The sequence below is a fragment of the Mesorhizobium sp. GbtcB19 genome, assembly GCF_019091085.1.
Classification (GTDB): Bacteria; Pseudomonadota; Alphaproteobacteria; order Rhizobiales; family Rhizobiaceae; genus Mesorhizobium.
The window spans coordinates 290071-316145 of sequence record NZ_JAGXJY010000006.1; the positions used below are offsets into that span (position 1 = coordinate 290071).

At 64.3% G+C, this 26075-nt stretch carries 21 protein-coding genes and 1 tRNA gene; 14 read left to right on the forward strand and 8 right to left on the reverse strand.

The window, feature by feature from the left end; genetic code table 11:
- The first annotated feature begins 10 nt into the window (after positions 1-10).
- The gene (gene glgX, locus KVT37_RS14025; RefSeq protein ID WP_217573829.1) at positions 11-2011 is read left to right on the forward strand and encodes a glycogen debranching protein GlgX; all 2001 of its coding nucleotides are present in this window, start codon (positions 11-13) and stop codon (positions 2009-2011) included.
- A complete protein-coding gene (locus KVT37_RS14030) occupies positions 2011-3666 on the forward strand; it encodes an alpha-glucosidase family protein (RefSeq protein ID WP_217573831.1) in 1656 nt (551 codons plus the stop codon). The genes glgX and KVT37_RS14030 overlap by 1 nt, the downstream gene beginning before the upstream one ends.
- 9 nt (positions 3667-3675) lie before the next feature.
- On the opposite strand, the gene KVT37_RS14035 is transcribed toward KVT37_RS14030, so the two are convergent.
- Complete coding sequence (locus tag KVT37_RS14035) at positions 3676-5367, reverse strand: TadG family pilus assembly protein (RefSeq protein ID WP_254634022.1); 1692 nt, start codon at positions 5365-5367, stop codon at positions 3676-3678.
- A 173-nt stretch (positions 5368-5540) separates the two neighbouring features.
- Positions 5541-5906: a TadE family protein gene (locus tag KVT37_RS14040; protein ID WP_254634005.1), complete on the reverse strand. Its 366-nt coding sequence runs from the start codon at positions 5904-5906 to the stop codon at positions 5541-5543.
- Positions 5907-6282: 376 nt separating this feature from the next.
- On the opposite strand from KVT37_RS14040, the gene KVT37_RS14045 reads away from it, so the two are divergent.
- The 4 genes from KVT37_RS14045 (at position 6283) to KVT37_RS14060 (ending at position 11726) form a co-directional block, all read left to right on the forward strand.
- Positions 6283-7875, forward strand: coding sequence for a peptide ABC transporter substrate-binding protein (locus tag KVT37_RS14045; RefSeq protein WP_217573835.1), 1593 nt, complete (start codon positions 6283-6285; stop codon positions 7873-7875).
- A 176-nt stretch (positions 7876-8051) separates the two neighbouring features.
- Positions 8052-8975, forward strand: coding sequence for an ABC transporter permease subunit (locus KVT37_RS14050; RefSeq protein WP_217573837.1), 924 nt, complete (start codon positions 8052-8054; stop codon positions 8973-8975).
- Complete coding sequence (locus KVT37_RS14055; RefSeq protein ID WP_217573839.1) at positions 8968-10092, forward strand: ABC transporter permease; 1125 nt, start codon at positions 8968-8970, stop codon at positions 10090-10092. Before KVT37_RS14050 ends, KVT37_RS14055 begins: the two co-directional genes overlap by 8 nt.
- Before the next feature lie 17 nt (positions 10093-10109).
- On the forward strand, positions 10110-11726 hold the full coding sequence (locus KVT37_RS14060) for an ABC transporter ATP-binding protein (protein ID WP_217573841.1): 1617 nt from the start codon (positions 10110-10112) through the stop codon (positions 11724-11726).
- A 27-nt stretch (positions 11727-11753) separates the two neighbouring features.
- On the opposite strand, the gene KVT37_RS14065 is transcribed toward KVT37_RS14060, so the two are convergent.
- Positions 11754-12083: a hypothetical protein gene (locus KVT37_RS14065; protein WP_217573843.1), complete on the reverse strand. Its 330-nt coding sequence runs from the start codon at positions 12081-12083 to the stop codon at positions 11754-11756.
- Positions 12084-12493: 410 nt separating this feature from the next.
- On the opposite strand from KVT37_RS14065, the gene KVT37_RS14070 reads away from it, so the two are divergent.
- The 6 genes from KVT37_RS14070 to KVT37_RS14095 all read left to right on the forward strand — a co-directional run bounded on the left by KVT37_RS14070 (position 12494) and on the right by KVT37_RS14095 (position 20193).
- A complete protein-coding gene (locus tag KVT37_RS14070; RefSeq protein WP_217573845.1) occupies positions 12494-14932 on the forward strand; it encodes an ATP-binding protein in 2439 nt (812 codons plus the stop codon).
- A gap of 5 nt (positions 14933-14937) precedes the next feature.
- Positions 14938-15312: a response regulator gene (locus tag KVT37_RS14075; protein ID WP_217573847.1), complete on the forward strand. Its 375-nt coding sequence runs from the start codon at positions 14938-14940 to the stop codon at positions 15310-15312.
- 252 nt (positions 15313-15564) lie between these two features.
- Positions 15565-15954 (forward strand): response regulator transcription factor, encoded by a 390-nt coding sequence (locus tag KVT37_RS14080; RefSeq protein ID WP_217573849.1) that lies wholly within the window; start codon positions 15565-15567, stop codon positions 15952-15954.
- On the forward strand, positions 15954-17729 hold the full coding sequence (locus KVT37_RS14085) for a YaiO family outer membrane beta-barrel protein (protein WP_217573851.1): 1776 nt from the start codon (positions 15954-15956) through the stop codon (positions 17727-17729). Before KVT37_RS14080 ends, KVT37_RS14085 begins: the two co-directional genes overlap by 1 nt.
- 2 nt (positions 17730-17731) lie before the next feature.
- Complete coding sequence (locus KVT37_RS14090; RefSeq protein WP_217573853.1) at positions 17732-18769, forward strand: HEAT repeat domain-containing protein; 1038 nt, start codon at positions 17732-17734, stop codon at positions 18767-18769.
- Positions 18766-20193, forward strand: coding sequence for a glycosyltransferase family 2 protein (locus tag KVT37_RS14095; RefSeq protein WP_217573855.1), 1428 nt, complete (start codon positions 18766-18768; stop codon positions 20191-20193). The genes KVT37_RS14090 and KVT37_RS14095 overlap by 4 nt, the downstream gene beginning before the upstream one ends.
- A gap of 9 nt (positions 20194-20202) precedes the next feature.
- On the opposite strand, the gene KVT37_RS14100 is transcribed toward KVT37_RS14095, so the two are convergent.
- The 3 genes from KVT37_RS14100 to KVT37_RS14110 form a co-directional block, all read right to left on the reverse strand.
- Entirely contained in the window at positions 20203-20538 is a 336-nt protein-coding gene (locus KVT37_RS14100) for an Hpt domain-containing protein (protein ID WP_308642620.1), read from the reverse strand.
- Between the two features lie 84 nt (positions 20539-20622).
- Positions 20623-20699, reverse strand: a tRNA-Pro gene (locus KVT37_RS14105).
- A gap of 175 nt (positions 20700-20874) precedes the next feature.
- A complete protein-coding gene (locus KVT37_RS14110; protein WP_217573857.1) occupies positions 20875-21753 on the reverse strand; it encodes an NmrA/HSCARG family protein in 879 nt (292 codons plus the stop codon).
- 96 nt (positions 21754-21849) lie between these two features.
- Here KVT37_RS14110 and KVT37_RS14115 point away from each other — a divergent pair, with 96 nt between their 5' ends.
- Complete coding sequence (locus tag KVT37_RS14115) at positions 21850-22749, forward strand: LysR family transcriptional regulator (RefSeq protein ID WP_217573859.1); 900 nt, start codon at positions 21850-21852, stop codon at positions 22747-22749.
- A gap of 49 nt (positions 22750-22798) precedes the next feature.
- Entirely contained in the window at positions 22799-25036 is a 2238-nt protein-coding gene (locus KVT37_RS14120; protein WP_217573861.1) for an AGE family epimerase/isomerase, read from the forward strand.
- Between the two features lie 132 nt (positions 25037-25168).
- Here KVT37_RS14120 and KVT37_RS14125 read toward each other — a convergent pair whose 3' ends face one another.
- On the reverse strand, positions 25169-25768 hold the full coding sequence (locus KVT37_RS14125) for an NADPH-dependent F420 reductase (protein ID WP_217573863.1): 600 nt from the start codon (positions 25766-25768) through the stop codon (positions 25169-25171).
- Positions 25769-25808: 40 nt separating this feature from the next.
- The coding region (locus tag KVT37_RS14130) for an SDR family NAD(P)-dependent oxidoreductase (RefSeq protein ID WP_217573865.1) at positions 25809-26075 on the reverse strand (267 nt) is incomplete at its 5' end.

Below are 26075 nucleotides of genomic sequence, written 5' to 3' on the forward strand. Positions count from 1 at the left end.
AGGCGCTCGCATGACCCAACTCGGCGCCACCGTCACCTCCGAAGGCATCCGCTTCGCCGCCTGGTCGTCGTCCGCTCGCCGTCTCTGGGTCTCGCTTTTCGACGGGACCGGCTCACGCGAAACCGACCGGCTGGAGCTGAAGCCGGAAGGCGAGGGGGTGCATGCGCTCCTTGTCTCCGGCCTGGCATCGGAGGCCCGCTACGGCTTTCGCGCCGACGGCGACTATGCGCCGGAAAGCGGCCTGTGGTTCGACCCGAACAAGCTTCTCATCGATCCCTACGCTGTCGAGATCGATCGCCCATACCAGTACCATTGGCGGCTTGCCGCCAAACGCAACGAAGGCGCCGATACCGCTTCGCTGATGCCTAAGGCGGTTGCGCGGTCCTTGCCCAAGCCGGTGCCGTCCAAGCCGCCGCTGTTCCAACCAGGTCGCCTGATCTACGAGCTCAACGTCCGCTCCTTCACGAAACTGCATCCGGATATCCCCGAGGCGCAGCGCGGCACCATCGCGGCGCTCGCGCATCCGGCCATCATCGAACACCTGAAACGCCTCGGCGTCTCGGCCGTCGAACTGATGCCGGTCACCGCATCGATCGACGAGCGCCATCTGCCGCCGCTGGGCCTCAGCAATGCCTGGGGCTACAACCCCGTCACCTTCATGGCGCTCGACCCGCGCCTGGCGCCTGGCGGCCTTGGGGAGTTGCGCGATACCGTCGCCGCGCTCCGCAAGGCGGGCATCGGCACCATCCTCGATCTCGTTTTCAACCATACCGGCGAGAGCGATCGGCTCGGGCCGACACTGTCGCTGCGCGGGCTCGATGCGCAGGCCTACTATCGGCATCAGCCGGACGGCCGGTTGGTCAACGACACCGGCACCGGCAACACCGTCGCCTGCGATCATCCGGTCGTGCGCGAGATGGTGCTCGACACGCTTCGCCATTTCGCTCGCTTCGCCGGTGTCGACGGCTTCCGCTTCGACTTGGCGCCGGTGCTCGGCCGTGTCGACGGCGCCTTCGATCCGGGCGCGCCGCTGCTGGGGGACATCGCCGGCGATCCCGTGCTCGCCGACCGCGTGCTGATCGCCGAGCCGTGGGACATCGGCCCGAACGGCTACCAGCTTGGCAATTTCCGTCCGCCCTATCTGGAATGGAACGACCGCTGCCGCGACGATGTCAGGCGCTTCTGGCGCGGCGATGCCGGCGCGCTCGGCTCGCTCGCCACCCGGCTTGCCGGGTCCTCCGATGTCTTCGGCAGGGACGGCCAACCAGCAAGCCGCACCGTCAATTTCATCGCCGCCCATGACGGCATGACGCTGGCAGACATCGTCGCCTATGAGCGCAAGCACAACGAGGCCAATGGCGAGCAGAATCGCGACGGCCACAACGACAATCTGTCCTGGAACAACGGCGCCGAGGGCGAAACGGATGACCACGCGATCGCCAGGAACCGCTTCGGTGATCAGTGCGCGCTGCTGGCGACGCTTTTCGCCTCGCGCGGCACCATCATGCTGACCGCCGGCGACGAGTTTGGCCGCACGCAGAAAGGCAACAACAACGCCTATGCACAGGACAATGCCATCACCTGGCTGGATTGGACTGGCCGCGACCAGGCGCTGGAGCAATATACCGAGTCACTCGCCGCGCTGCGCCGCGCCTTTCCGGGGCTGGCGGATCCACACTTCCTGACCGGCGAGCCCGCGGACGGATCGGAAATCCCTGACGTGGCCTGGCTGACCGAGACCGGCACGCCGCTTAGCGAGTCCGACTGGAACGACCCCGGCCGGCATCGCCTCGTCATGCTGCTCGGCGATAGCCAAGGCACCCGCCTCGCGGTCATGATCAATGGCGACCGCCGCCAATCTGTCTTCAGCTTGCCGGCGCGGGACGGATTTGAATGGCGCCCGGCGATCGAGACGCAGCCGGTCGACCTTGCCCGGCCGCTGCCCGGCCGCTGTGTGAATTTCATGATTGAGCGGCAGGCGGCGAAGCCCCGCGCCAGGAAGGGTTCGTGATGACTGGCGACAATCCGCTACAAGGCGCCGAATGGTGGCGCGGCTGCGTGATCTACCAAGTCTATCCGCGCTCCTTCCAGGATACGAGCGGCGACGGCAGCGGTGACTTGAAGGGAATCACCGCGCGGCTCGCCCACATTGCGTCGCTCGGCGTCGACGCCGTCTGGCTTTCGCCCTTCTTCAAGTCGCCGATGGCCGACATGGGCTATGATGTGTCCGACTATCGCGACGTCGATCCGATGTTCGGCACGCTGGAAGATTTTGATGCGCTCATCGCCGAGGCGCACCGGCTCGGTCTGAAACTCATCATCGACCAGGTGATCTCGCACTCTTCCGACAAGCATGAATGGTTCGTCGAAAGTCGCGCCAGCCGCGACAACGCCAAGGCCGATTGGTACGTCTGGGCCGACGCCAAGCCTGACGGCAATGCCCCCAACAACTGGCTGTCGGTGTTCGGCGGTCCGTCCTGGGAATGGGATGCCACGCGCCGGCAATATTACATGCACAATTTCCTCGCCGCGCAGCCGGATTTGAACTTCCACAATGCTGACGTTCAGGACGCGCTTTTGGACACCGTGCGCTTCTGGCTGGAGCGCGGCGTCGACGGTTTCAGGCTGGACACCGTCAACTATTATGTCCATGACCGTTGGCTGCGCGACAACCCGCCCTTGGCGTCAAGCGTCGCCGGCACCAACGGGTCGACCAGCACCTATGGCTTCCAGGAGCATCTGTTCGACAAGACGCGCCCCGAGAACCTCGATTTCCTGAAACGCTTTCGCGCGCTGCTTGATGAATATCCGGACCGCGCCGCGGTCGGCGAGGTGGGTGACGAGGAGCGTTCCTTGCAGACGCTCGCCGCTTACGTGTCCGGCGGCGACAAACTGCAGATGTGCTATACGTTCGACCTGCTCAGTCCGCAGTTTTCCGCCGCCCATGTGCGCGGCTGCGTCGAGGCCTTCGAGACGACCGCGCCGGATGGCTGGGTTTGCTGGGCCTTCTCCAACCATGATGTCGTGCGCCATGTCAGCCGCTGGACCAGGCTCGGCGGCAATCCCGACACGGTGGCGAAATTCGCCATCGCACTGCTTGCCTGCCTGCGCGGCTCGATCTGTCTCTACCAGGGCGAGGAACTCGGCCTCGAGGAGGCCGAGCTTGCCTATGAGGATCTGCGCGATCCCGTCGGCATCCGCTTCTGGCCTGGCGTGAAGGGCAGGGACGGCTGCCGCACGCCGATGGTCTGGCAGGCGGAGGTCGACAATGCCGGCTTCTCCACCGGCAAGCCCTGGCTGCCGGTGCCGCAAGCGCATCGTCCCCGCGCGGTCGACGTTCAGGATGGCGAGGAGCGATCGGTGCTTGCCGCCTATCGGTCGATCCTTGCCTTGCGCAAGCGCCATCCGGCGCTGATCCAAGGTTCGATCCGCTTTCTCGATGTCGAAGGCGATGTGCTCGCTTTCCTGCGCGAGCATGACGGCGAGAGGCTGCTTTGCGTCTTCAATTTCTCAGCCGAGCCAACGGGCTGGGCACTGCCCGCGGAGCTCGGCGACGCCGAGATAACGGCATTTGACGTCGATGCCGCCGGCATCCTTACCGGTGTTGTCGAGGAGAGCGTGCTGGCGCTGCCGTCTCTGGGCAGCTTCGTCGGAAGGGTTGGCTGACGGGTTGATCTACTGGACCAGAACCGAGCGTCCGCAAGACGCGCCGGTCACCCGCACGTCGGCCTCGCCGACACGGACGCCGAGTGCCCCAAGCACGTTGTAGACAAGGTCGTCGACCGGCGCGGTTACCCCGTTGAGCAGCGTCGTCACGGCCGGCTTCACCGTGCCGAGCAGGGCGGTCACGTCGATGCCGAGCCCCAACGCATTGACCGACAGCGACAGATTGTTGACCAGCGATGTCGTCAGCGACTGCGTCAGGTTCTTCGTCGACACCGTCTTGATCGCCTTGTTGGCGATGTCGGTGGCGCTGTAGGTCAGGGTGGTCGGCGCCATGTTGGTGGCCGCGAAGGCCGACTGTCCGTTGATCTGCAAGAGGTTGAGGTTGATCAAGAGCAGCTTGAGGCTGACATCCGCGATCTCGGCGTCGGAGAAGGATTGCGGCTTGGTGAAGTCGGCGAAACCACTGGCGCTGCTGTTGGCGAGATGGGCCGCGACCACACCCGGCTGCGCCGCGATCGAAACCTTGATGCTGGAGGGGCCGGTCGGGCAGCTGATATCGCTCAGCTTGGCTTCCGCATAGGCGACTTCGACATTGAGCGGCAGATTGACGGCGAGCAGGCTGATGCCGCCGCCGAGATTGGGATTGCCCAGCGTGACGCTGGCATTGAGCTTGATGCGCGTCTGCGCCGTGCGCACCACGGTGCCTGCTTCTCCCACCGCCAGCCAGGGCGAGTTCTGCATCGGCTCGCCGATCGCGATGGATAGCGTCGTCGATGTCAGCCCCGGTATGGTGGCGCCGAGATTGACCGCGACCTGGTTGGTGCCGTTGGCAAGCGCGGCCGCCGCCGTCAGCATGCTGAGCGCGCTGGCATCGACCGACAGTCCGGCGGGTTGTTGTCCAAGGCCGAGGCTGCCCACCGACCCCAGGTCGACGAGACTGCTGAGCGGAATCTTGACCGTGTTGGTCGCGCTGGAGGCCATGGTCTGCAGCGCGATCTTGGCAGTGCGGTCGAGCCCCGGCACATTGGCCATGGCGGTGGCGATCTGTCCGATCGTCGCCTTCGAGGCGAGCACATCCGAATAGGAAACGCCGGTCAAATGCAGTTGCACGGCGAGCTGGTCGACGAAGGAGAGCACGTCGACGTCGGCCGAGATCAGCGAATTGTAATCCATCACGCTAAGCGAGATGTTGCCGCCGAGAAGGCTGCCGAGAAGCGCGTTGATAATGCCGCCATTGAGGCTGGCGAGCCGCGAGCCGACCGAGAAAGCCGCTTGCGGTTGCGCACTGGCGATTGCCGTCGTGCCGAGGGTGGGCGGCGACATGATCGAGCCGGCGAAATAGAGCGTGCCCTGCTTCTTCAGCGACACCTGGACGGCATTGTAGGGGAGCTTGCCTGCCTCGAACCGGCTGCCGGCGGCAATGGTGCTGATGCCCGTATAGCGCCCCGGCACGACCTGGACGACAGCCTTGGTGGCGGTCGGCGCGACGGTCGTGCCCTGCTGCTGCACGGCGACCGAGGTGATGCCGTTGTCGGCGAGCGTCGTTAGCACCGCCTGCTGGGCATTGGTGATGTTCGAAGCCGCTGTGATGGCGGCAAGGTCGACGATCGACTGCGCGGCGCGGCGTTCGTTGTATAGCGAGCCTTCGTCGATCGCGAAGGCGGTCAGCGCCAGCGCCACCGGCGTGCACAGCGCCGTCATCACGGCGAAATTCGCGCTCCGGTCGGCGAGCAGCCGTCTGGTCGCCGACACGATAGCAATTCCAGGAAAAGTGCGAAGCGGTTTTCCGTCCGGAATTGCGTCACTGAAAACCGATAGAGCGGTTTGGCGTTTCCGGGAAACGATGAACCGCTCTAGCCCCCCCTTGATGGGCATCATATGCCTCCGACGCGGATCGTCGATTGACTCTGGATCGTCGTGCCCGGCAGCGGCAGCGTCCGGAACAGATTCCAGATCGGCAGGTTGCGCGCATCGTAGCTGACCGAGACGACGAACTGGCTGCCGTCGGCGACGCTGTCCTGCGCGTTGACGGTCAGCTTGTTGGGATCGACGAAGGGATAGCCCGAGACGTCGTGAGCGATGAAATCGGTGACCAGCGCCTGCCGTTCGGTCTGGTTGAGGCCGGCGATCGCCGTGCGCGCCGCATCGGCGGCAATCTGCTGCACGGAATGGCTGGCGCCGAAATAAACGCCATATGCAACCATGCCGAGCAGCAGCAGAATGAAGACCGGCGCCAGCATGGCGAATTCGATCGCTGACGTGCCCGCGGCGTCTGCCCGGAAACGAGACCAAGAAACGGAGAGTTTTCGGTTCTTCAGCATGGTGCGAAGAATGCCAAAACCTGCTTGCAAAAACAGAAAACGCCTCGAACAACCGGCGGATGTGCCAAGTTGAAAACAAGGTATAAAATTTAGGTCTCGCTGTTTTAGCGTGATGACGCTCACTTTGCGTCAAGCAGGCAATGGTTGAAATAAGATTTCGCTCTGTCTAGTCTCCTGCCACCAGTCGCCGGAAGGAACCGGCGGCACGCCTGAAACGGGGCTGTTTCAACGGTTCCGGGGCGTCAACACTTAAGAAAGGCGCGGCTGAGGGGCTGCGCCGACAGGGAGAGACTTCATGCTGAAAAACATGCTGAAGGCGACGGTGTTCGCCACCACCATGGCTTTGTCCACGGGTGCCTTCTACACGCACGCCTTTGCCGAAACCGTTTACAACCGCGGTAGCGCCGCCGAGGCGGAGACGGTCGATCCGCACAAGACATCGACGGTCTACGAAGCCGATATCATACGCGACCTGTTCCAGGGTCTGGTCATGCATGACCAGAAGACGAACCTCATTCCGGGCGCCGCCGAAAGCTGGACCGTGTCCGACGACGGCACTGTCTACACCTTCAAGCTGCGCAAGGACGGCCTCTGGTCGGATGGCAGCCCGGTGACGGCGGACGACTTCGTCTATTCGTTCCATCGTCTGGAAGACCCGGCCACCGCCGCCGAATATGCCTCGATGCTCTATCCGGTGAAGGGCGCCGAGGACTTCAACACCAAGAAAGGCAGGGCCGAGGATATGGGCGTGAAGGTGATCGACGCCAACACGCTTGAAGTCACGCTGAAGGCGCCGACGCCTTACTTCCTGGAGATGCTGACCCACCAGGCGACGTATCCGGTCAACAAGGCCTCCATTGACAAGCTCGGCGCCGACTGGATCAAGCCGGGCAAGCTGATCTCCAACGGCGCCTATACCCTGGCGGAGTGGGTTCCCAACGATCATATGAAATTGGCGAAGAACCCGAAGTTCTGGGACGCCGCGAGCGTCAAGCTCGACGTGGTCAACTACATCCCGACCGAGGATCGCTCGTCGGCGATGAAGCGCTTCGAGGCTGGTGAACTCGACAGCTATGGTGACCTGCCGACCGAACAGCTCGCCGATCTCAAGACCAAATTCGGCGACCAGATCCGTGTCGGGCCATATCTCGGCACCTATTATTATGCGGTCAAGACCGACAAGGCCCCTTGGGACAATGTCGAACTGCGCAACGCCATCTCGATGGCGATCGATCGCGACTTCCTGGCCGAGAAGGTCTGGCAGAACTCGATGCTGCCCGGCTATTCGATGGTGCCTCCTGGCATCGAGGGCTACACGCCGGCATTGGCCAAATACGCCGACATGCCGCAGATCGACCGCGAGGATGCGGCCAAGAAGATCCTGGAAAAGCTGGGCTATACGCCGGAGCACCCGTTGAAGATGGAGATCCGCTACAATACCTCGGAGAACCATAAGAATACGGCGGTCGCTATCCAGGAACAGCTGAAGCCGCTCGGTATCGAGGTGACGCTGCTCAACACCGACACCAAGACCCATTACGGCTTCCTCGAGCAGAAGGGCAATTACGACGTCGCCCGCGCTGCCTGGATCGCCGACTACAAGGATCCGGAGACCTTCCTCGGCATCTCGCGCAAGGCGAGCGGCAACAACTACTCGAACTACAACAGCCCGGCCTACGAAGCCGCGATGGACAAGGCGGCCGCCGCCGGCGGCAAGCCGGAAGAGCGCATGAAGGACCTCGCCGCGGCCGAGCGCATCCTCGTCGACGACGTCGGCCAGATCCCGCTTCTCTACTACAGCTACCACGACATCGTTTCCTCGAAGCTGCATGGCTTCGACGACAATGTGATGGACATTCATCCGTCCCGCTTCATCTCCAAGGACTGACAAGCAACCTTGGCCGTGCCGTCGCTCTCTTTTTGAGAGCGGCGGCTACGGTCTGTCGTCGTGCCGGGCCGAAAGTCGGGTTGGATTTTCGAGTGCCCCGGTGCGAAGATCAGAGATGCCAGCGCGCCACGGATCTTCGACTGGAGAGCTGTCGCCCTGGCTGAAGCGGGGCGCCGATGCTGCGTTATGTCTTCCGGCGGCTGTTGACCGCCATCCCGACGCTTTTCGTCATCGTGACGGTGGCGTTCTTCCTGATCCGCGTCGCCCCTGGCGGCCCGTTCAACCAGGAACGAGGCCTGAGCCCTGAGATCAAGGCCAATCTCGAAGCCCAGTTCGGCCTCAACGATCCGCTCTGGCTGCAATATGTCCACTATCTCGGCAATCTTTTGCGCGGCAATTTCGGCCCGAGCTACAATCTGCCGGATTTCACCGTCACCGAGCTCTTTGCCAAGGGCCTGCCGATCTCGATCCAGATCGGCACCTCGGCGCTGGTGCTGGCGCTGTTGCTGGGCTCCGTCCTCGGCACCATCGCGGCGCTCAACCAGAACAAAATAGCCGATTATTCGGTGATCGCCTTGGCCACCGCCGGCAGCACCATCCCGACCTTCGTCATCGCGCCGGTGATCCAGCTCGTCTTCGGGCTGTCCTGGAAGCTGTTGCCGATCGGCGGCTGGGGCGACGGCGCCTTGATCAACAAGGTCGGCCCGGTGCTGACGCTGGCCCTGCCGCAGATCGCCATTGTCGCTCGCCTGATGCGCGGCTCGATGATCGAAAGCCTGCGCTCACACCATATCCGCACCGCCCGCGCGCTCGGCCTCTCCGACTGGTCGGTGGTGGTCAAGCACGCGCTGCGCGGCGCCGTGCTGCCGATCGTCTCCTTCACCGGTCCGGCGGCCGCCGCCTTGCTTACCGGCTCGATCATTGTCGAGACCATCTTCTCCATTCCTGGCGTCGGCCGCTATTTCGTCGATGCCGCGCTCAACCGCGACTACACGCTGGTCATGGGCACCGTGGTGGTGATCGCGGTCTTCACCATCGTCTTCAACCTGATCGTCGATCTTCTCTATGCGGTCGTCGATCCGAGGGTGCGCTATGACTGATCTCGCCGTCGCCGTGCCCGAGCCGATCGCCGGCCGTTCGCTCTGGGGCAATGCCTGGGCGCGGCTGAAGCGCAACCGCGCCGCCATGTTCAGCCTCTACTACCTGGCCTTCATCGCCGTCATCAGCGTGTTCGGCCCGATGCTCGTGCCGCACGAATACACCACCATCTACGGCGATTATGTGCGCATGCCGCCGAGCCTGTCGGCCTATCCGAAGCCCGACATGATCCAGGGCGCGCTGGGCGATGCCATCAAGCGCATGCGCGCCGACATCAAGGAATGGCACCAGGACGGCAACCGCGTCATCGTCACCGTCACGTCGACCAAGCCGATCGACGACCGCAACATCCGCTATCTCGACCGTTCCGACGCCTTCGACGACACCAGGATCGAGAACAAGTCGGCGGACGGGCTCGAAGTGACGATGAGTTCGGCCATCAAGCAGCAATATTTCTACTTCGGCACCGACAACACCGGCCGCGACCTGCTTTCGCGCACACTGATGGCCGGCCGCATCTCGCTGGCGATCGGCCTGCTTGCCGGCGTCGTCGCCGGCGTCATCGGCGTCATCTACGGCGCGACGGCCGGTTTCGCTGGCGGCCGGGTCGACGAGGTGATGATGCGCATCGTCGATGTGCTCTATTCGCTGCCTTTCATCTTCTTCGTCATCATGCTGGTGGTGTTCTTCGGCCGCAACTTCGTGCTGATGTTCCTGGCCGTCGGCGCGGTGCTGTGGCTGGACATGGCGCGCATCGTGCGCGGCCAGGCGCTGTCGATCCGCAGACAGGAATATGTCCAGGCGGCGGAGGCGATGGGCGTCGGCCAGCGCGGCATCCTGTTGCGCCACGTCATTCCCAACCTGCTTGGACCGGTCGTCATCTACATGACGCTGCTGGTGCCGCAGGTCATCATCCTGGAGAGCTTCCTCTCCTTCCTCGGTCTCGGCGTGCAGGAGCCGATGACCAGCTGGGGCGTGCTGATCTCGGTCGGCGCCAAGAACATCGGCTACGCCAACTGGTTGCTTCTGTTCCCGGCTTTCTTCCTTGTCTCGACGCTGTTCGCCCTGAATTTCGTCGGCGACGGCCTGCGCGACGCGCTCGACCCGAAAGATCGATAAAGATGGGGACCGCTGACATGGCCACCGAAACGATCCTCAGCGTCAAGGACCTGCGCGTCCGCTTCCAGACCCTCGACGGCACGGTCGAGGCGGTCAAGGGCATCAACATCAAGGTCAATGCCGGCGAGACGGTCGCCGTCGTCGGCGAGTCCGGCTCCGGCAAGAGCCAGACGATGATGGCGGCGATGAACCTCTTGTCCTCCAATGGCGAGGCGACCGGCCATGTCGACTATCGCGGCCGGAACCTCCTGACCATGCCGAAAAGCGAGCTCAACAAGGTGCGCGGCCGCAAGATCAGCATGATCTTCCAGGAGCCGATGACCTCGCTCGACCCGCTCTACACCATCGGCAACCAGCTGATGGAACCGATCCGCCGCCACCGCGGGCTCTCCGGGCCGGCGGCGCGGGAAGAAGCGCTGAAGCTTTTGCGGCTGGTGCACATTCCCGATCCCGAGCGGCGGATGAAATCCTATCCGCATGAAATGTCTGGCGGCCAGCGCCAGCGCGTCATGATCGCCATGGCCTTGGCCAACGATCCCGACATCCTGATCGCCGACGAGCCGACGACGGCGCTCGACGTCACCATCCAGGCGCAGATCCTGATGCTGCTTGCCGAATTGCAGCGCAAGCTCGGCATGGCGATCGTCTTCATCACTCACGATCTCGGCATCGTCCGGCGCTTCGCCGACCGCGTCTATGTCATGCGTCAGGGCGAGGTGGTGGAAGAGGGCGAGGCGGAAGCGGTCTTCGCCAACCCGCAGCATGCCTACACCAAGATGCTGCTCGCGGCCGAACCGACCGGCACCAAGGCGGCGCCGCCGGCCAATTCGCCGGTGCTGCTTGAGGGCCGCAACGTCGAGGTCGTCTTCAAGATCGGCGGCGGCTTCCTCGGCGGCGAGCCGCTGATGCTGCGTGCCGTGGACAAGATTTCGATCCGGCTGAAGCGCAACCAGACGATCGGCATCGTCGGCGAGTCGGGTTCGGGCAAGTCGACGCTTGGCCGCGCGCTGCTCAGGCTGCTCCCCAGCGACGGCGTCATCCGCTTCGGCGATCGCGATATTTCCGAGGCTGACAAGCGGGCGATGCGGCCGCTGCGGCACGAATTGCAGCTGGTCTTCCAGGATCCGTTCGGCTCGCTGTCGCCGCGCATGACCGTCGGCCAGGTGATCACAGAGGGCCTTTTGGTGCACGAGCCCGCGCTGACCGGCAAGCAGCGCGACCAGCGCGCCGTCGAGGCGCTGCGCGAGGTCGGCCTCGATCCCAACGCGCGCAACCGCTACCCGCATGAATTCTCCGGCGGCCAGCGCCAGCGCATCGCCATTGCCCGCGCCATGATCCTGATGCCGAAAGTGGTGGTGCTGGACGAGCCGACCTCCGCGCTCGATCGCTCCGTGCAGAAGCAGATCGTCGAGCTGTTGCGCAAGCTGCAGGCCGACCACCAGCTGTCCTACCTCTTCATCAGCCACGACCTCGCCGTGGTGCGCGCCATGGCCGACTACATCATCGTCATGAAGCAGGGAAAGATCGTCGAGGAAGGGCTGACCGAAGAGATTTTCGGCAATCCGCGCGAAGCCTACACACAGACGCTGATGAACGCTGCGATCGATTCGACACGGTTCCGCATGAGTGCTTGAAGTCGGGCGAGCCCAACCGTGATCGGCTCACTGCGCGGAGGCACACCTTTGCTTCCGCGCCGCGCCGATCGCCTGCTGCTGTTGCTGCAGCCGTTCGATCTTCGCCGTTTCGCGATTGGCGACCGCCGTCTTCACCCGCTCGCCGCCGAGCAGCCATGTCGGCACGCTGGTGTTGGCGACCTTGCCGCGGGCGATCGCGGTGCGCGAAATATCGGTGGCCGTGTCGCCGAGTTCGCTGTTGAGCTCGGCGCAGCTCATCTTGTCGTATTTCGCCGGGCTGATCGACGCGACGGTCGACGAACAGCCAGCCGCCAGAAGCAGCACCATGGTCGAAAGGGATGTGGGCGTGAACTTCATTCTCTTGTTGGGTCGCTTCGCGGGGTCTGCGCCTGGTCGAACCAGGACGGCCATTAGGTCAAAGTAAGGGCCGGCTGTCGAGCACAATGGGCGGCGGCCGTCGTTCCAACCCGTCGTTCGGTGCTGAAAGGTTAATGCGGGAAGGTGGACGGAGCCATGAATAACCGTCGACCTGAGGCTCCGGAAGCGCGTTGCGCTGGCGCAGTTCCGATGAAAGTATGTAACGGCTTTCCGTCTTAAGTTACGTAAAAACAAATGCTTAGAGAAGATTGGCGATTCTGTGAAACGTCGAACGCCCTAGATAATCTGCATTTCGTGCCATCGACCTGTCGGCGATGGCTGACGCCCAACCTCTTTAGACCTCGGATAGGTTTTGCCGATATTTTTCGGACAAAAGGAGCAGGAACGTCATGACCGAAATCTGGCACTCACTCCTCGCCAATCTGGCTCTCGTCTCCATCCTGGTCGTCGCCTGGGACCTTGTGGCGGATTTTACCGGGCGTCTCCCACGGCTGATACAGTCGCTGCTTCTCGGCTTGGTCATGTGCGCGGGATCGATCATTTCCATGGCCACCGCGCTCAACGTCTCCGGTTTCGTCATCGACCTGCGCGCCGCCTTCATCGCCGCCGCCGCGTTCTTCGGCGGATGGCCGGCCATGTTCGTAGCCACCATCGGCTCCGTCGCCTATCGCATCTATCTGGGCGGGCAGGGCGCCAATATCGGTGTCATGGGCATCCTGATCACCGCCATCGTCGGCATGGCCTGGTACCACGTCGTCGCGGTCCGCTCGCGCACCATGTTCGACATACTCGGCCTCGGCGTGTCGGTGGCGCTCGCCGGACTGATCACGCTTCTGGTCATTCCCCAGCAGATACTCACCGGCTTCGTTCAGCAGAGCACCTTGCCGACCCTCGTGTTCCGTTTTCTCAGCACCTTCATCATAGGCGTCCTGCTCGACCGGCAGCAGCGGCGGCGCGATCTTGCAATGTCCAACATGGTCTACCGGGCCATGGTCCGCGAGCTGCCGGATTGCCTTAACGTGAAGGATGTCGACGGCCGCTTCGTCGTTGCAAACCCGGCCACCGCCGAAATGGTGGGCGCCGCTTCGGTCGAGGACCTGATCGGCAAGACCGATTTCGATTTCTATCCGAAGGAGGTGGCCGAGCGCTTCAGGCAGGATGAGACCGGCGCGCTGGAGGCCGGGCAGACGTCGCGCATCGATCAGCCCGCGCAATTCCCGGACGGCAGGCAGGGCTGGCTCTACACGTTGAAGGCGCCGTTCCGCGACGAGGCCGGCAAGACCGTCGGCGTCATCACCTACAATCGCGACATCACCGAGCAGAAGCGCAACGCGCAGCTCAAGAACGACTTCATCTCCACGGTCAGCCACGAACTGCGCACGCCGCTGACGTCCATCCGCGGCTCGCTCGGCCTCATCGCTGCCGGCGTCGCGGGCGAACTGCCGGCCAAGGCCGCCAACCTCGTCAACATCGCCCACAACAACAGCGAAAGGCTGGTTCTTCTCATCAACGACATCCTCGACATGGAGAAGATCGAATCGGGCGTGATCACCTTCAAGATCAAGCAGATGGCCGTCCGGCCGGTGCTGGAGCAGGCCATTGCCGCAAGCTCCAATTACATGGCCGAGAACAAGATCCGCATGGTGCTGGTCGATGATGCTCCGCGCGCCGAGGCCAATATCGACCCGGACCGCATGCATCAGGTAATGGCGAATCTGCTGTCGAATGCAATCAAGTTCTCCGATCCCGGCGGCACCGTGATGGTGAAGCTCCAGCGTCGCGACCGCGACATGCTGCGCATCTCGGTGATCGATCAAGGCGCCGGCATTCCGGAGGCGTTCCGCAGCCGCATATTCGGAAAGTTCGAGCAGGCGGATGCGTCGAGCACCCGCAAAAAGGGAGGCACCGGCCTGGGCTTGAGCATCGTCAGGACCATCGTCGAAAAGCTGGGCGGCGCCGTTTCCTTCGAAACCGAGGAAGGCAAAGGAACCTCGTTCCACGTCGACCTTGCCGAAGTGCAGAGGCAGGCCGAGAAGCCGGTGTTTGTCGAGCGCCGGGCGCGCAAACGCGATGATCGCTTGCGTGTCCTTATTTGCGAGGACGAGGCCGACGTCGCCGTGGTGATCGCAGCGCTTCTCGACGCGGATGGTTTTTCCAGCGACGTCGCCCCCGATATCGACACCGCCAAGGAGCTGCTGAGCTCTCGCGACTATGTGGCGCTGACGCTGGACATCAAGCTTGCCGGCGAATCCGGCATCAAGCTCTTCCATGACATCAGGGCATCACAGGCAAATTCCGATATCGCGGTCATCGTCATCTCCGCCGTCGCCGACGAGGCCAGGCGTTCGCTGAACGGCGCCGCCGTCGGCATCGTCGACTGGCTGGAGAAGCCGGTGGATTCGAAGCGGCTTCACGCCGCTCTCGCCAAGATCGTCGGCCGCAGGGTCGAGCCGAAGTCGCAGATTCTGCATGTCGAAGACGACGAGGGCGTGCTTGCGGTGATGTCGGAGGGGCTGGGTTCCGGCGTTTCGATCACCTCGGCGAGAACGCTGAAGGAGGCCCAGGAGGCGATCGCCCGCCATCGCTTCGATCTGGTCATCCTGGATATTGCGCTGCCGGATGGATCGGGGCTGGACCTGCTCACCGATCTGCCGCTCGAGACCGGGGTCATCGTGTTCTCGGCGGCGGAGCTCGATCAGAAACTCGGCGACCGGGTGCAGGCGATCATGACCAAGACCAGGGCCTCCGAAATCGACGTCGCCAAGCTGGTCAAGAACATGCTGGCCTCGTCGCGCGACGGCGCCGCACTTGCCCATGCCAAGGAGTGACGATCATGCCGGCACGGATCCTCTATGTGGATGACGAGGACGACATCCGCGAAATCGCCCAGATGTCGCTGGAGCTCGACCCGGAATTCGAGGTGCGGTCGAGCGCCTCGGGCACGGAGGCGCTGACCGATGCCGCCGATTGGCGGCCGGACCTCATTCTGCTCGATGTGATGATGCCGGATATGGACGGGCCGGAAACGCTGAAGCGCCTGGCCGATTCGCCGCTGACGGCCTCGATACCTGTGGTGTTCATCACCGCGCGCACCCAGACGCATGAGGTTGAGCGCTATCTCGCCATGGGAGCTGTCGGCGTCATCGCCAAGCCCTTCGACCCGTTGGCGCTTGCCGGCGAAGTCAGGAAGCTGCTGTTGGCCGCCTGACGTGCCGTGGGGCTGGGAAGAAGCTTGTCGGCAAGGTGAATATGGCGTTTACGCCTCCTATACCATGCCCCGATATTCATCTACTGATTGTACCCGAAATGCGGCTGCCGCGAATCGCTTTTATCTATGATCGCGCGGCATTGGCCGGCGTGCATGTTCGCGCGGGCCTTGTCTGAATGAACCGCTTTGGCGGATGTCGGTTCATATTTGGATTTCTCCGGGGGGCACGAGGCATAAACCGGAGCAGGACTGGTGGTTGGAGCAAAGGCAAGAGTTCTGATCTGCGATGACGATCCCTTGTTGCTCGAGCTGATGGAATTCAGGCTGAGGGCGAAAGGGTACGAGGTCGACAAGGCCATGGACGGGGCCGAGGCGATCTCGAAGGCGCAGGACGGCCCCGACATCATCGTGCTCGACGCGATGATGCCAAAGGCGGACGGCATCGAGGTGCTGGCCCGCATCAAGGGCGATCCGGCCCTGTCTGAAACGCCAGTTGTCATGCTGACCGCGCGCAAGGCCGAGAAGGACATCGTCTCCGCCCTGGAAAAGGGAGCCGACGACTACCTGGTCAAGCCGTTCATTCCCGAGGAGCTTTTGGCCCGGCTCGCGCGCCTGATCGCCCGCAAGAGCGGGAAGCGCTGATGCGGCGCGGCCGGCGCGCAACCCTTGCCGCATGCATGTTCCTGGCGATCGCCGCGGCTCCGGCCGCCGCGCTGGCGCAGACCGTTGACGAACTCTATGCATCCGCCGTCAAGGCAAGGCAGGCCCAGCATTTCGACGAGGCGGTTGATCTGCTGCAACGTGCGCTGGCGCTCAAACCCGACAATGCCGATGCCCTGGTTCAGCTTGGTTTCGCGCAACTTGGCCGCAACGATCTGACGGCGGCGCGCGATGCCTTTTCCAGGGCGCTTGCAATTGCCCCCACCTATCGCGATGCCAGCTTCGGCATGGCCGAGGTCGAGTTCCGCGCCGGCAATCTGGACGCGGCGCTCCCGCTCGCCGAGGAGGTGGCGCAGGCCGACCCCGCCAATACCGACGCCGCGGCACTTGTCGAGAACATCCGCAAGGCTAAGCAGGCCGCCGGCAGCAAGGCCATACAGGCGGCTGGCAGCAAGGCCAAGCCGCCTGCCGCGGCTCACGCGCCGGTGAAGAAGCCCCAGCGCCGGCCCGATCCCGTCGCTAGTCTGTTGGAGCAGGGCAGGCGCCTGCGCACAGAAGGAAAACTGCCCGAGGCCGAGACCGTCTATCGCCGCGCCCTGAAGCTTTCGCCAAAAGACACCGACATCCTGGTCGCGCTCGGCCTTGTCGTGGGCTCCAGCCAGCGCTTCGACGAGGCCGGACACTTCTTCGACCGGGCGCTTGCCATAAAGCCTGGGCTGCTCGATGCGCGGCTGGGCAAGGTCCGCCTGGCGATCTGGCAGGGCGACACGCCACGAGCCCGGGCGCTGATCGACGACGTGCTGGCGACGGCGCCCGACAATGTCGAGGCGCTCGACCTCGACGGAAGGATCGCGCTTCTCGAAGGTGACGACAAGCGGGCCGGGCAATCATTCCAGCGCGTGCTGGCATCCGATCCGCGTAACGCCGAGGCGCTGGTGGGGATCGGCGACGTGCGTCGCGCCCAGGGCGACGACGAGGCCGCGCGGCAGGCTTACAACAAGGCTTTAGCCATCGAGCCCGGCTCTTCCGACATCGAACAGAGGCTGGCCGTGCCGCCGCCGCGCAAATGGCGGCTCGACCTCGGCAGCGAGGTGAGCGATCTCACCAACGGGCTCGGCGACTGGACCGACAGTTCTGCCGGCCTTGCCTACCGACTGTCGCCGCGCACGACCATTTCGGGTCGCACGCGGGTGGCGACCCGTTTCGGCCACACCGACGTCCAGGTCGAGGGCCGCATCGACCAGGCCTTCACGCCGGCCTTCTCGGCTTACGCGCTGGCGGCAGCGACGCCGGATGCCGATTTCCTGGCGCGCTATTCGATCGGCGCGGGCGCGTCATGGCAGATCATGGCGCCGGCAAAGGCGTTCGGCCCGCTCTCGCTCAACATCGACGCCCGCTACGACAATTTCGCCGATGCCAACATCACCAGCATCTCGCCCTGGGTGCAGGGTTACCTGTTCGATGGACACCTGGGGCTTTCCGCCCGCTGGGTACACGCCCAGGACAATATTGGCACGCGCGCGGACGGCTATGTGCTGCGCGCTGACCTTGCGGTGACGCCGCACTTCAACGTCTTCGGCGGCTATGCCGACGCCCCCGAGATCGACGACGGCGCCCTGGTGCCGACGCGCACCGTCTTTGGCGGCATTTCCTGGGATGTCAGCGATCCGCTGACTTTGCGCGCCAGCATCGCGCATGAACAACGTCCGACATTCGACCGGAGCATATTCGGGCTCGGTCTTACAGCGCGGTTCTGACCATGTGGATGATCTGGGACCTCTCCCTGCTGCTCAGCGCTCTTTCCCTGCTGATCATGTTGTTCCTCATAGCCCGGCGGGTGCTGCAGGAGCGCAGCGACAACGCGGCGGCCGATCAGCGTCGCCAGCTTCTGACCGCGCTGATCGCCTTCACGGAAAACCGTGATCGCGAGGCCTTGAAGGCGGTGGTGCTTGGCGTGCCGGCGAGCGTCGCGATCCATGCCGGATTCGAGTTCATTTCGTTGCTGCGCGGCGAGGAGCGTAACGAGGTGCTTGTCGCCTTCCATGAATGTGGCTTGCCGGCCCTCGTCGGCAGGCTGCTGGAACGGGGCAATGTGGCCGAACGCATCCACGCGGCCGAGATGCTGGCGGCGCTGGGTTCGGAGGATGCTACGGCAAGCCTGCTTGCGGCGCTGGACCATGACCGTTCCCGCGATGTCAGGATCGCCGCGGCCATCGCGCTCTGCGATCTTGGCAGCCTGCCGCTGCTCGGCACTGCGCTGGACAAGATCGGCGTGGCGGGGCAGCGCTCACGGCGCCTGATCGATCTGTTCAGGCGCTTTCCGCGGTCGCGCTTCAACGAGTTGGCTGTTCACGCATCGCGCGCGGACGCCGTGCCCTTCGTCAGGGCGGCCGCGATCGATGCGCTGGCGCGCACCGGCGGCTTCGGCTTCGCCGATTTCTTCGCCGGCCTGGCTCGCAATGACTCGCCGGAGGTTGCCGCCGCGGCGCTGCGCGCGCTGGGCCTCACGGGGCACGGCGCGGCGCCGGCCATCCTGGCTGTCGCGATGACGAACGCCGACTGGGATGTGCGCACCGCTGCCGCCGATGCCGCGGGGCGCCTCGGCCTGTCCGAGCTCGCCGCGCCGCTGTCCATGCTTATGGACGATGAGTTCTGGACCGTGCGCTATGCCGCGGCCAACGCGCTGCGTTCGCTGGGCAACCCAGGAGAGCGGCTGCTGCGCGAGATGGCCGGCAGCGAGGTCTCGCGCAGCCAGCGCACCGCTTCGCTTGTTCTTGCCGAGGGGCCGGCCGCATGATCGCCGATTGGAGCCACGAGATCGTCCTTGCCGCCACCATCCTGTCCTGGTTCATCATCGGGGCCGGGCTGGCGCAGACGACGATCTATCTGCTGCAGCTGATCTTCGCCGGCTACGCGCTTTCCAAGCGCCCGCCGGTGGCGCGCTCGGCGCTGCTGTGGCACCGCTACGGCGACGTCGCGCCGCCGATCGCGCTGCTGGTGCCCGCCTATAACGAGGCGTTGAACGTGGTCGAGAGCGTCCATTCGATGCTGGCGCTCGAATATCCGAACTTCGAGGTGGTCGTCATCAATGACGGTTCGAAGGACGATACGCTGCAACGGCTCATCGAGGCCTTCAAGCTGACGAAGTTCCACCGGCCCTATGAGGAGGCGCTGGCGCATATGCCGATCCGCGGCCTCTATTCCTCGCCGATGACCGAGCGGCTGTTCGTGGTCGACAAGGAAAATGGCGGCAAGGCCGACGCCCAGAATGCCGGCATCAATGTCTGCCGCGCACCGCTCTTTTGCGTCATCGATGGCGACTCCATCCTCGAGCCCGATGCGCTGATGCGCGCCGCCCAGCCTTTCATCGACGACCCCGAGCGCACCATCGCCGTCGGCGGCACGATCCGCATCGCCAACGGCTCGAAGATCGAAGCGGGCAGGGTGCGCGAGATCCATCTGCCGCGCCGGCTGCTGCCGCTGTTCCAGGTGGTCGAATATCTCAGGGCCTTCCTCATGGCCAGGCTTGCCTGGAGCAGCATCAACACGCTGATGCTGGTGTCCGGCGCCTTCGGCATGTTCCGCCGCGCGGAAGTGGTGGCGGTCGGCGGCTTCACCAAGGGCTCGATGGGCGAGGACCTCGACCTCGTCATCAAGTTGCACCGCCACATGCGCGATACCAGGCGCAAATACCGCATCCAGTTCATTCCCGAACCGGTGTGCTGGACGGAGGCGCCGGAAACGCTGAGCGTGCTTGCCAGGCAGCGCTCGCGCTGGCAGCGCGGCGCGCTCGAATGCTTCTTCCGCTACCGTGCCATGTTGTTCAACCCGCGCTATGGCCGCGTCGGCTTCCTCGGCTTCGGCCACATCCTGATCGTCGACGTGCTGGGGCCGGTGGCGGAGGTGCTGGGCTACATCCTGATCCCGGCCTTCTGGCTGCTCGGCATCCTGTCGGCCGAGTATCTCCTGGCCTTCACCGCGCTGATCTTCACCTATGGCGTCTGCGTCAGCGTCTGCTCGCTGATTCTGGAGGAGGCCGAGCTGCAGCGTTTTCCCCGCGCCAGGGACTTGGCCGTGCTGACGGCGGCGGCCGTGATCGAGAATTTCGGCTACCGCCAGCTCAACAATTTCTGGCGCGTGAAGGGCTGGTGGCAATATCTGCGCGGCAACCAGGGTTGGGGCGAGATGACCAGGACCGGCCTCGGCGGCGTCAAGAAGTAAGCCGCGGCATCATGTCAGCGTGCGCTCGATCTCCGCGATGAGCGCATCGAGCGCGGTGCGGGCAGCCCTCTCATCCGCCTGCTCGACCAGCAGCGTCTCCAGTGCCGACGCCCGCGCGCTGATATCCGCAAATCCGAACGTTCCCGCCGCACCGGCGAGCGAGTGGGCGATCCGGATCAACGGGTCGTTGGAAGCAATGGGTAGTGCAGCCTGCCGATCGGCGATGGCCTTCAACTCGGCAAGCTGATCGGCGCACCGGGTGAGGAAACGTTGACGCAGCGGGGCGAAAGGATCGTTTGAGATGGGGCCACACTCCATTTCTGGATATGTGTGGGCCAGCCGCACGGAGCGGTCCAGACGACTTTTGCTTTTCTATGGGGGAAATCCGTCGGCTATCGGGAGAACAGATCGCTAAGTACCTGTTTTTTCTGGTCGGAGTGGCAGGATTTGAACCTGCGACCCCCTCGTCCCGAACGAGGTGCGCTACCAGACTGCGCTACACTCCGTGACCAGACCGCGGGCTTATAGCCGCCGCTTTCCGATCCTGCAAGCGGCAATGGCAGTCCTTCTGTCGCATTTCGTCGGCTTTCGCCATTGGCCTTTGCCGATGCGACCGAGCAGACCGGTCCGCTGCGCGAATGGACAGCGGACCGGCACTTTCTTCCGGGTTCTATCGCGCGCTCAGGCGGCCGGCTGTCCGAGCACGCTCCAGTCGAAGGCTTTCGCCCAGTCGGCAAAGCTGTGCCAGCGCACCTCCGGGAAGTCCCGGCGCAGCGCGGCGATATCGACGTCGTAGCCCACGCGGTGGAACCACTCGAACATCAGCGCCGCATCCTCGCTCTGCTGGCGGGCCACGGCGATCGGAATTTCCTGATACGCGATCGGGCGGCCGATTGCCTGCGACAGGATTTTCGCCTGCTCCTCACCAGTCAGGTCGTCGCCCGCGAAATCGAAGCGCTTGCCGAACACCTTTTCGCGCCGCTCGGCGAGCGCGGCGACGAAGGCGCCGATATCCGACAGCGCAACCAGCTGCAGCGCCCGCTTGGCGGGGACCGGGAAGGCGTGCGTGCCTTGGGCGAGCGCTCCGACCGACCACGGCGCGACAAAGTTCTCCATGAACGCCACCGGGGCGCTGATCGTATAAGGGATGCCGAGCCGTTCGATATGCTGCTCGACGCCATACTTGCTTTCGAAATGCGGAATGCCGGTCTGCTTGTTGGCATCGGCGACCGACGAGTAGATCAGATGCCCGACGCCGGCGGCCTTCGCGGCATCGGCGGCGAGGATGCCCTGGCGGGTTTCCTCTTCCATGCCAGCCTCGGTCATCATGCCCATCAGAAACATCGTGTCGGCATTGCGCGCGGCCCTTTCGATTGAAGCGCCGTCGGCGAGATCGCCAACCACGATTTCGGCGCCGGCCGTCGCAAGCTGCCGAGCGGCCTTGCTGTCTGGCGAGCGCGTCAAGGCCTTGACGCGGTGTCCCTGGGAGAGAAGCGCGCGCGCAACCGCGCCGCCCTGCTGGCCAGTGGCGCCGGTCACCAGAATGTCTCGTTTGGTCATTTCGTTGCTCCTTGTTTCGGTGGAGCAAAGTTAGGCATTGCCGAATTGGCGCATAATTGTCTATAATTGAAAAACTTTGTGCCATTATTGGATACAATGATCGACCTCAACGACATCGTGGTATTCGCTCGCGTTGTGGAAGCCGGAAGCTTCACCGCCGCTGCACGCGCGCTTGCCATGCCCAAGACGACGGTCAGCCGCCGTATCGCCGCGCTCGAGCGCGAGGTTGGGGTCCGCCTGCTGCAACGCACGACGCGCAGCCTCAACGTGACGGATGCCGGTCGCCTTTATTACGAGCAGAGCAGCCAGGCGCTGCGGACGATCGAGGCGGCGAACCTGCGCCTTGCCGAGGCAAGGGCGGAGCCGTCCGGCACCATCCGCATTTCGGGGCCAGTCGGTTTCGGCGGCTATTTCCTCAACCGGGCCGTGGTCGATTTCCTGGAGATGTATCCGAAGACCAAGGTCGAACTGCGCTTGACCGACGACAGGCTCAATCTGGTCGAGGAGGGGATCGATCTCGCTTTCCGCACCGGCGTCCTGCAGGATTCGACGCTGATCGCCCGCAAACTTGGTTCGACGCGCCGCCTGCTCTGCGCCAGTCCGGATTATCTCTTGCGCCATGGGACACCCGAAACGCCGGCCGATCTTGCCCGCCACGACTGCGTCATCGCAGGTCCATCGGCCGTCGGCGCGCACTGGGTGCTGGAGGGCCCGGGCGGCCAGGAGACGGTCACGGTCTCCGGCCGCTTTGCCGCCAACGAGATGCAGGCGGTCGTTGCGGCGGCGATTGCGGGTCACGGTATCGCCCAACTGCCCCACGGGGCGGTCGAGGCGCTGATCAGCGAGGGGCGGCTGCTTCGCGTTCTCGACGGCTATGCGACACCAACTGGGGGGCTCTATGTCCTCTATCCGAGCAGCCGGCATCTCTCGCCGCTGGTGAAGGCCTTTGTTGATCTGGCCGCCGAGCGGATTTCCAATCGGCTCAACACCGATTAAAGGCATCTGTGGCGGGCGAGCGATCAACAACTTTGAGCACGAGACCCGAATGAGCCAGCGCATCGTCAGTTTCGTCATGAGCGGCGGCGTCGGCTCGCGGCTGTGGCCGTTGTCGCGCGAGGACAATCCCAAGCAGTTCCACGACTTCTCGGGCGACGGCTCGATGCTGGCCAGGACCTTGCGCCGGCTGGCGGCGCGGCCCGAAGGCGAAACGCCGATCTTCCTGATCGCCTCGGAACGCCACGCCGAGCGCGTCCATGCCGACCTTGCCGGCCTCGATCTTGGCGGCGGCGGACCGCTTTTCGAGCCGACTGGCCGCAACACGGCCGCCGCCGTGGCGCTGGCGAGCCTGCGCACGCTGTCAGAATATGGCGACGACCTGGTGCTGGCTGTGCCGTCCGATCACGAGATCTCGACGTCTGGCCAGTTCTGGCAAAGCATCGAGGCGGGTGCCGCGGCGGCAAACGCCGGCCGGCTGGTGGTGTTCGGCCTCAAGCCGACACAGCCCGAGACCGGCTATGGCTATATAGAGGTCGGGGCCGACAAGGACGGGGTCTTCGATGTCTCGCGCTTCGTCGAGAAGCCCGATTTCGTCACCGCGCAGGCCTATCTCGAGGCTGGCAGCTTCTACTGGAACACCGGCATCTTCCTGTTCCGCGCCGGCGCCATGCGCGACGCCTTCGCGGCATTTGCGCCTGACATATGGCACGCCGCCGAGGCGGCCTACCAGGCCGCGACCAGCGACCTGTCTGGCCTCTATATGCCGCTCGAACTCTATTCCGCGATCCCGTCGACCTCGATCGACTACGCCATCATGGAGCGCGCGAAAGACATCGCCATGGTGCCCGCCGGCTTCCGCTGGAACGATCTCGGCTCCTGGCAGTCGCTGCTCGATGTCGGCCCTTCCGACGGGCAGGGCAATGTCATCGTCGGCGACGTTGTCGCCATCGATTGCGAGAACTCCTATATCCGCAGCGAGGGCCGGCTGCTGTCGGCCATCGGCATGAAGGACGTGGCCATCGTCTCCACCGCCGACGCCACCTTCGTCGCCCCTGTCAGCCACAGCCAGCACGTCAAGAAGATCGTCGAGCAGCTGGAAAAATCGGGCCGGCTGGAGACCAGGTTCACGCCTGCGCCCGACCGCGTCATCGAGACCGGCGCCTGGCAGCGGCGCGTGCGTCACTGGCTGCTCGACGAGACGCTGCCGCTATGGTCGACGTCCGGCGTCGACGCGCATTATGGCGGCTTCCACGAGGCGCTCGGCTTTGACGCGGCGCCGCTGATGAAACCCAAGCGCATGCGCACCCAGGCGCGCCAGGTCTATGCGTTCGCGGTCGCCAAGGAACGCGGCTGGGACGGCCCGGCCGACCGCCTGATCGCGCACGGCATCGACTTCATGGCCGGCCAAGGCCGTACGAAGCGCGGCGGCTGGGTACGCACGCTCAACATCGACGGCTCGGTCGCCGATCCGGTCGAGGACGCCTACGACCATTCCTGCGTGCTTCTGGCCCTCGCGCACGCTCATATCTCAGGTCATCCCGACGCGTTGCGGCTCGGCGAGGAGACGTTCGCCTTCCTTGACGCGCATCTCGAAGACAGCCGCATGACCGGCTTTCTGGAAACTTCCGACGGCGCGGACGAGCGGCGCTCCAACCCGCATATGCATTTTCTGGAGGCTTTCCTCGCCTGGCATCAGGCGACCGGCGATCGCGCCTATCTGCGCCGCGCGGCGCGCATCATCGACCTCTTCCGCAGTCACTTCTTCGATACCGAAAGCTGGACGCTTGGCGAATATTTCGACGAAGGCTGGAAGCCGGCGGCGAACGGGAAGGGCAGTTGGACCGAGCCCGGCCATCATTTCGAATGGGCAGCACTGCTGGTCGATTTCGCCGCCCGCAGCGGCCAGAGCGAACTCGCCACCTTCGCCCGCAAGCTCTATGCCTCGGCGATAGCCAACGGCCTCAACCGCGCCACCGGGCTCGCCTATGGCGCGGTCTCCCGCCAGGGCCTGCCGCTCGACACGGTCTCGCGCAGCTGGCCGCAGGCCGAGGCGATCAAGGCGGCGATCGCGCTCGACGGCTCCGGCGGGCCGGACCTCAAGCCGGAGATCGAGGCGCGTGTCGGCCGGCTGTTCCGCTGGCACATCGACCCGGCGCCGCTCGGGCTCTGGATCGACCGCATCGACGAGCGCGGCCGCTCGCTGGCGACAGACGTGCCCGCCAGCATCTTCTATCACCTGGTCTGCGCGCTGACCCAGTATCTGGACGGGACGGCGGCGAAGGGGTGAGGCACTGAAGCTGCCCAATCTCCCCCTTGCGGGCAGGCTGTGCAAAACCTGATCAGGAGATGACGCCGCAAGCGCCGCTGTCTGGTTAGCCGACTGGGCAAGCAGCACCTCTGGCAGTGGACAGTAAATCCGCTACTGCTCCTTCTTGAACAGGTCCTGGAAGATCAGCTGGCCCCAAATGCGGCCGCGTGCGTGCACCAGCGCGCCACCTTCGTTCAGTTTTCCCAGCTTGACGGGTGCGAATCCGAGTTGTTTGGCCAAGGCCGCCACGGGAGCGGTCGCGTCGTCGTCGTCGCTCGACAGAAAGACGACCCGGTGGCCCCCCGCGACGGTCGGATCGGCAGCCAGGGTGGCCGCAATCAGGTGATTGAACCCTTTGACGAGCCTGGCGCCGGCGAACGACTTCGCGACGAAGGCGGAGGACGGGAGACCGTCCAGCTCTTCAGGGACAGGAAACGCGTTCATCGCGTCGATGACCGTCTTGCCTTCCCAACTCGGCAGAGCCTTCGCAACCTCGCGGTGCTCCCCGAACGGGATTGCCAGGATGATCGTGTCGGCCTCGACTGCATCCTGCAGAGACTTGGCGACGACCGTAGGGCCGATCGCCCGAGCCTGCGGCGCCAACGCCTCGGGCGGCCGGCGACTCGCGACAGTCACGTCGATGTTTTTACGGGCGAAGGCGTGGGCGAGGGCCTGGCCTATCTTACCGAATCCTATAATCGCGTAGCTCATAATGCTTCTCCGATCCGTGTTGATGTGGGTTCCACGCCTCTCAGATGGCCGAGAGGCCGCCGTCGACAGACAGTTCCACCCCATTCACGAAGCTCGAATCGTCCGAAGCAAGAAACACAGCGACCGCCGCGAGTTCCTCAGGACGCCCCATCTTTCCCCGCGGGATCACCGATTCGAACATCCGCTTGGCCTCCTCGGTGAGAACCTGGTCCTGCATCGGTGTGGCGGTCGGGCCGGGGTGCAGGACGTTCACCCGGATATTCCTGCCCTTCAGTTCATTGAGCCAGCCGCGTGCGAATGCGAGCAA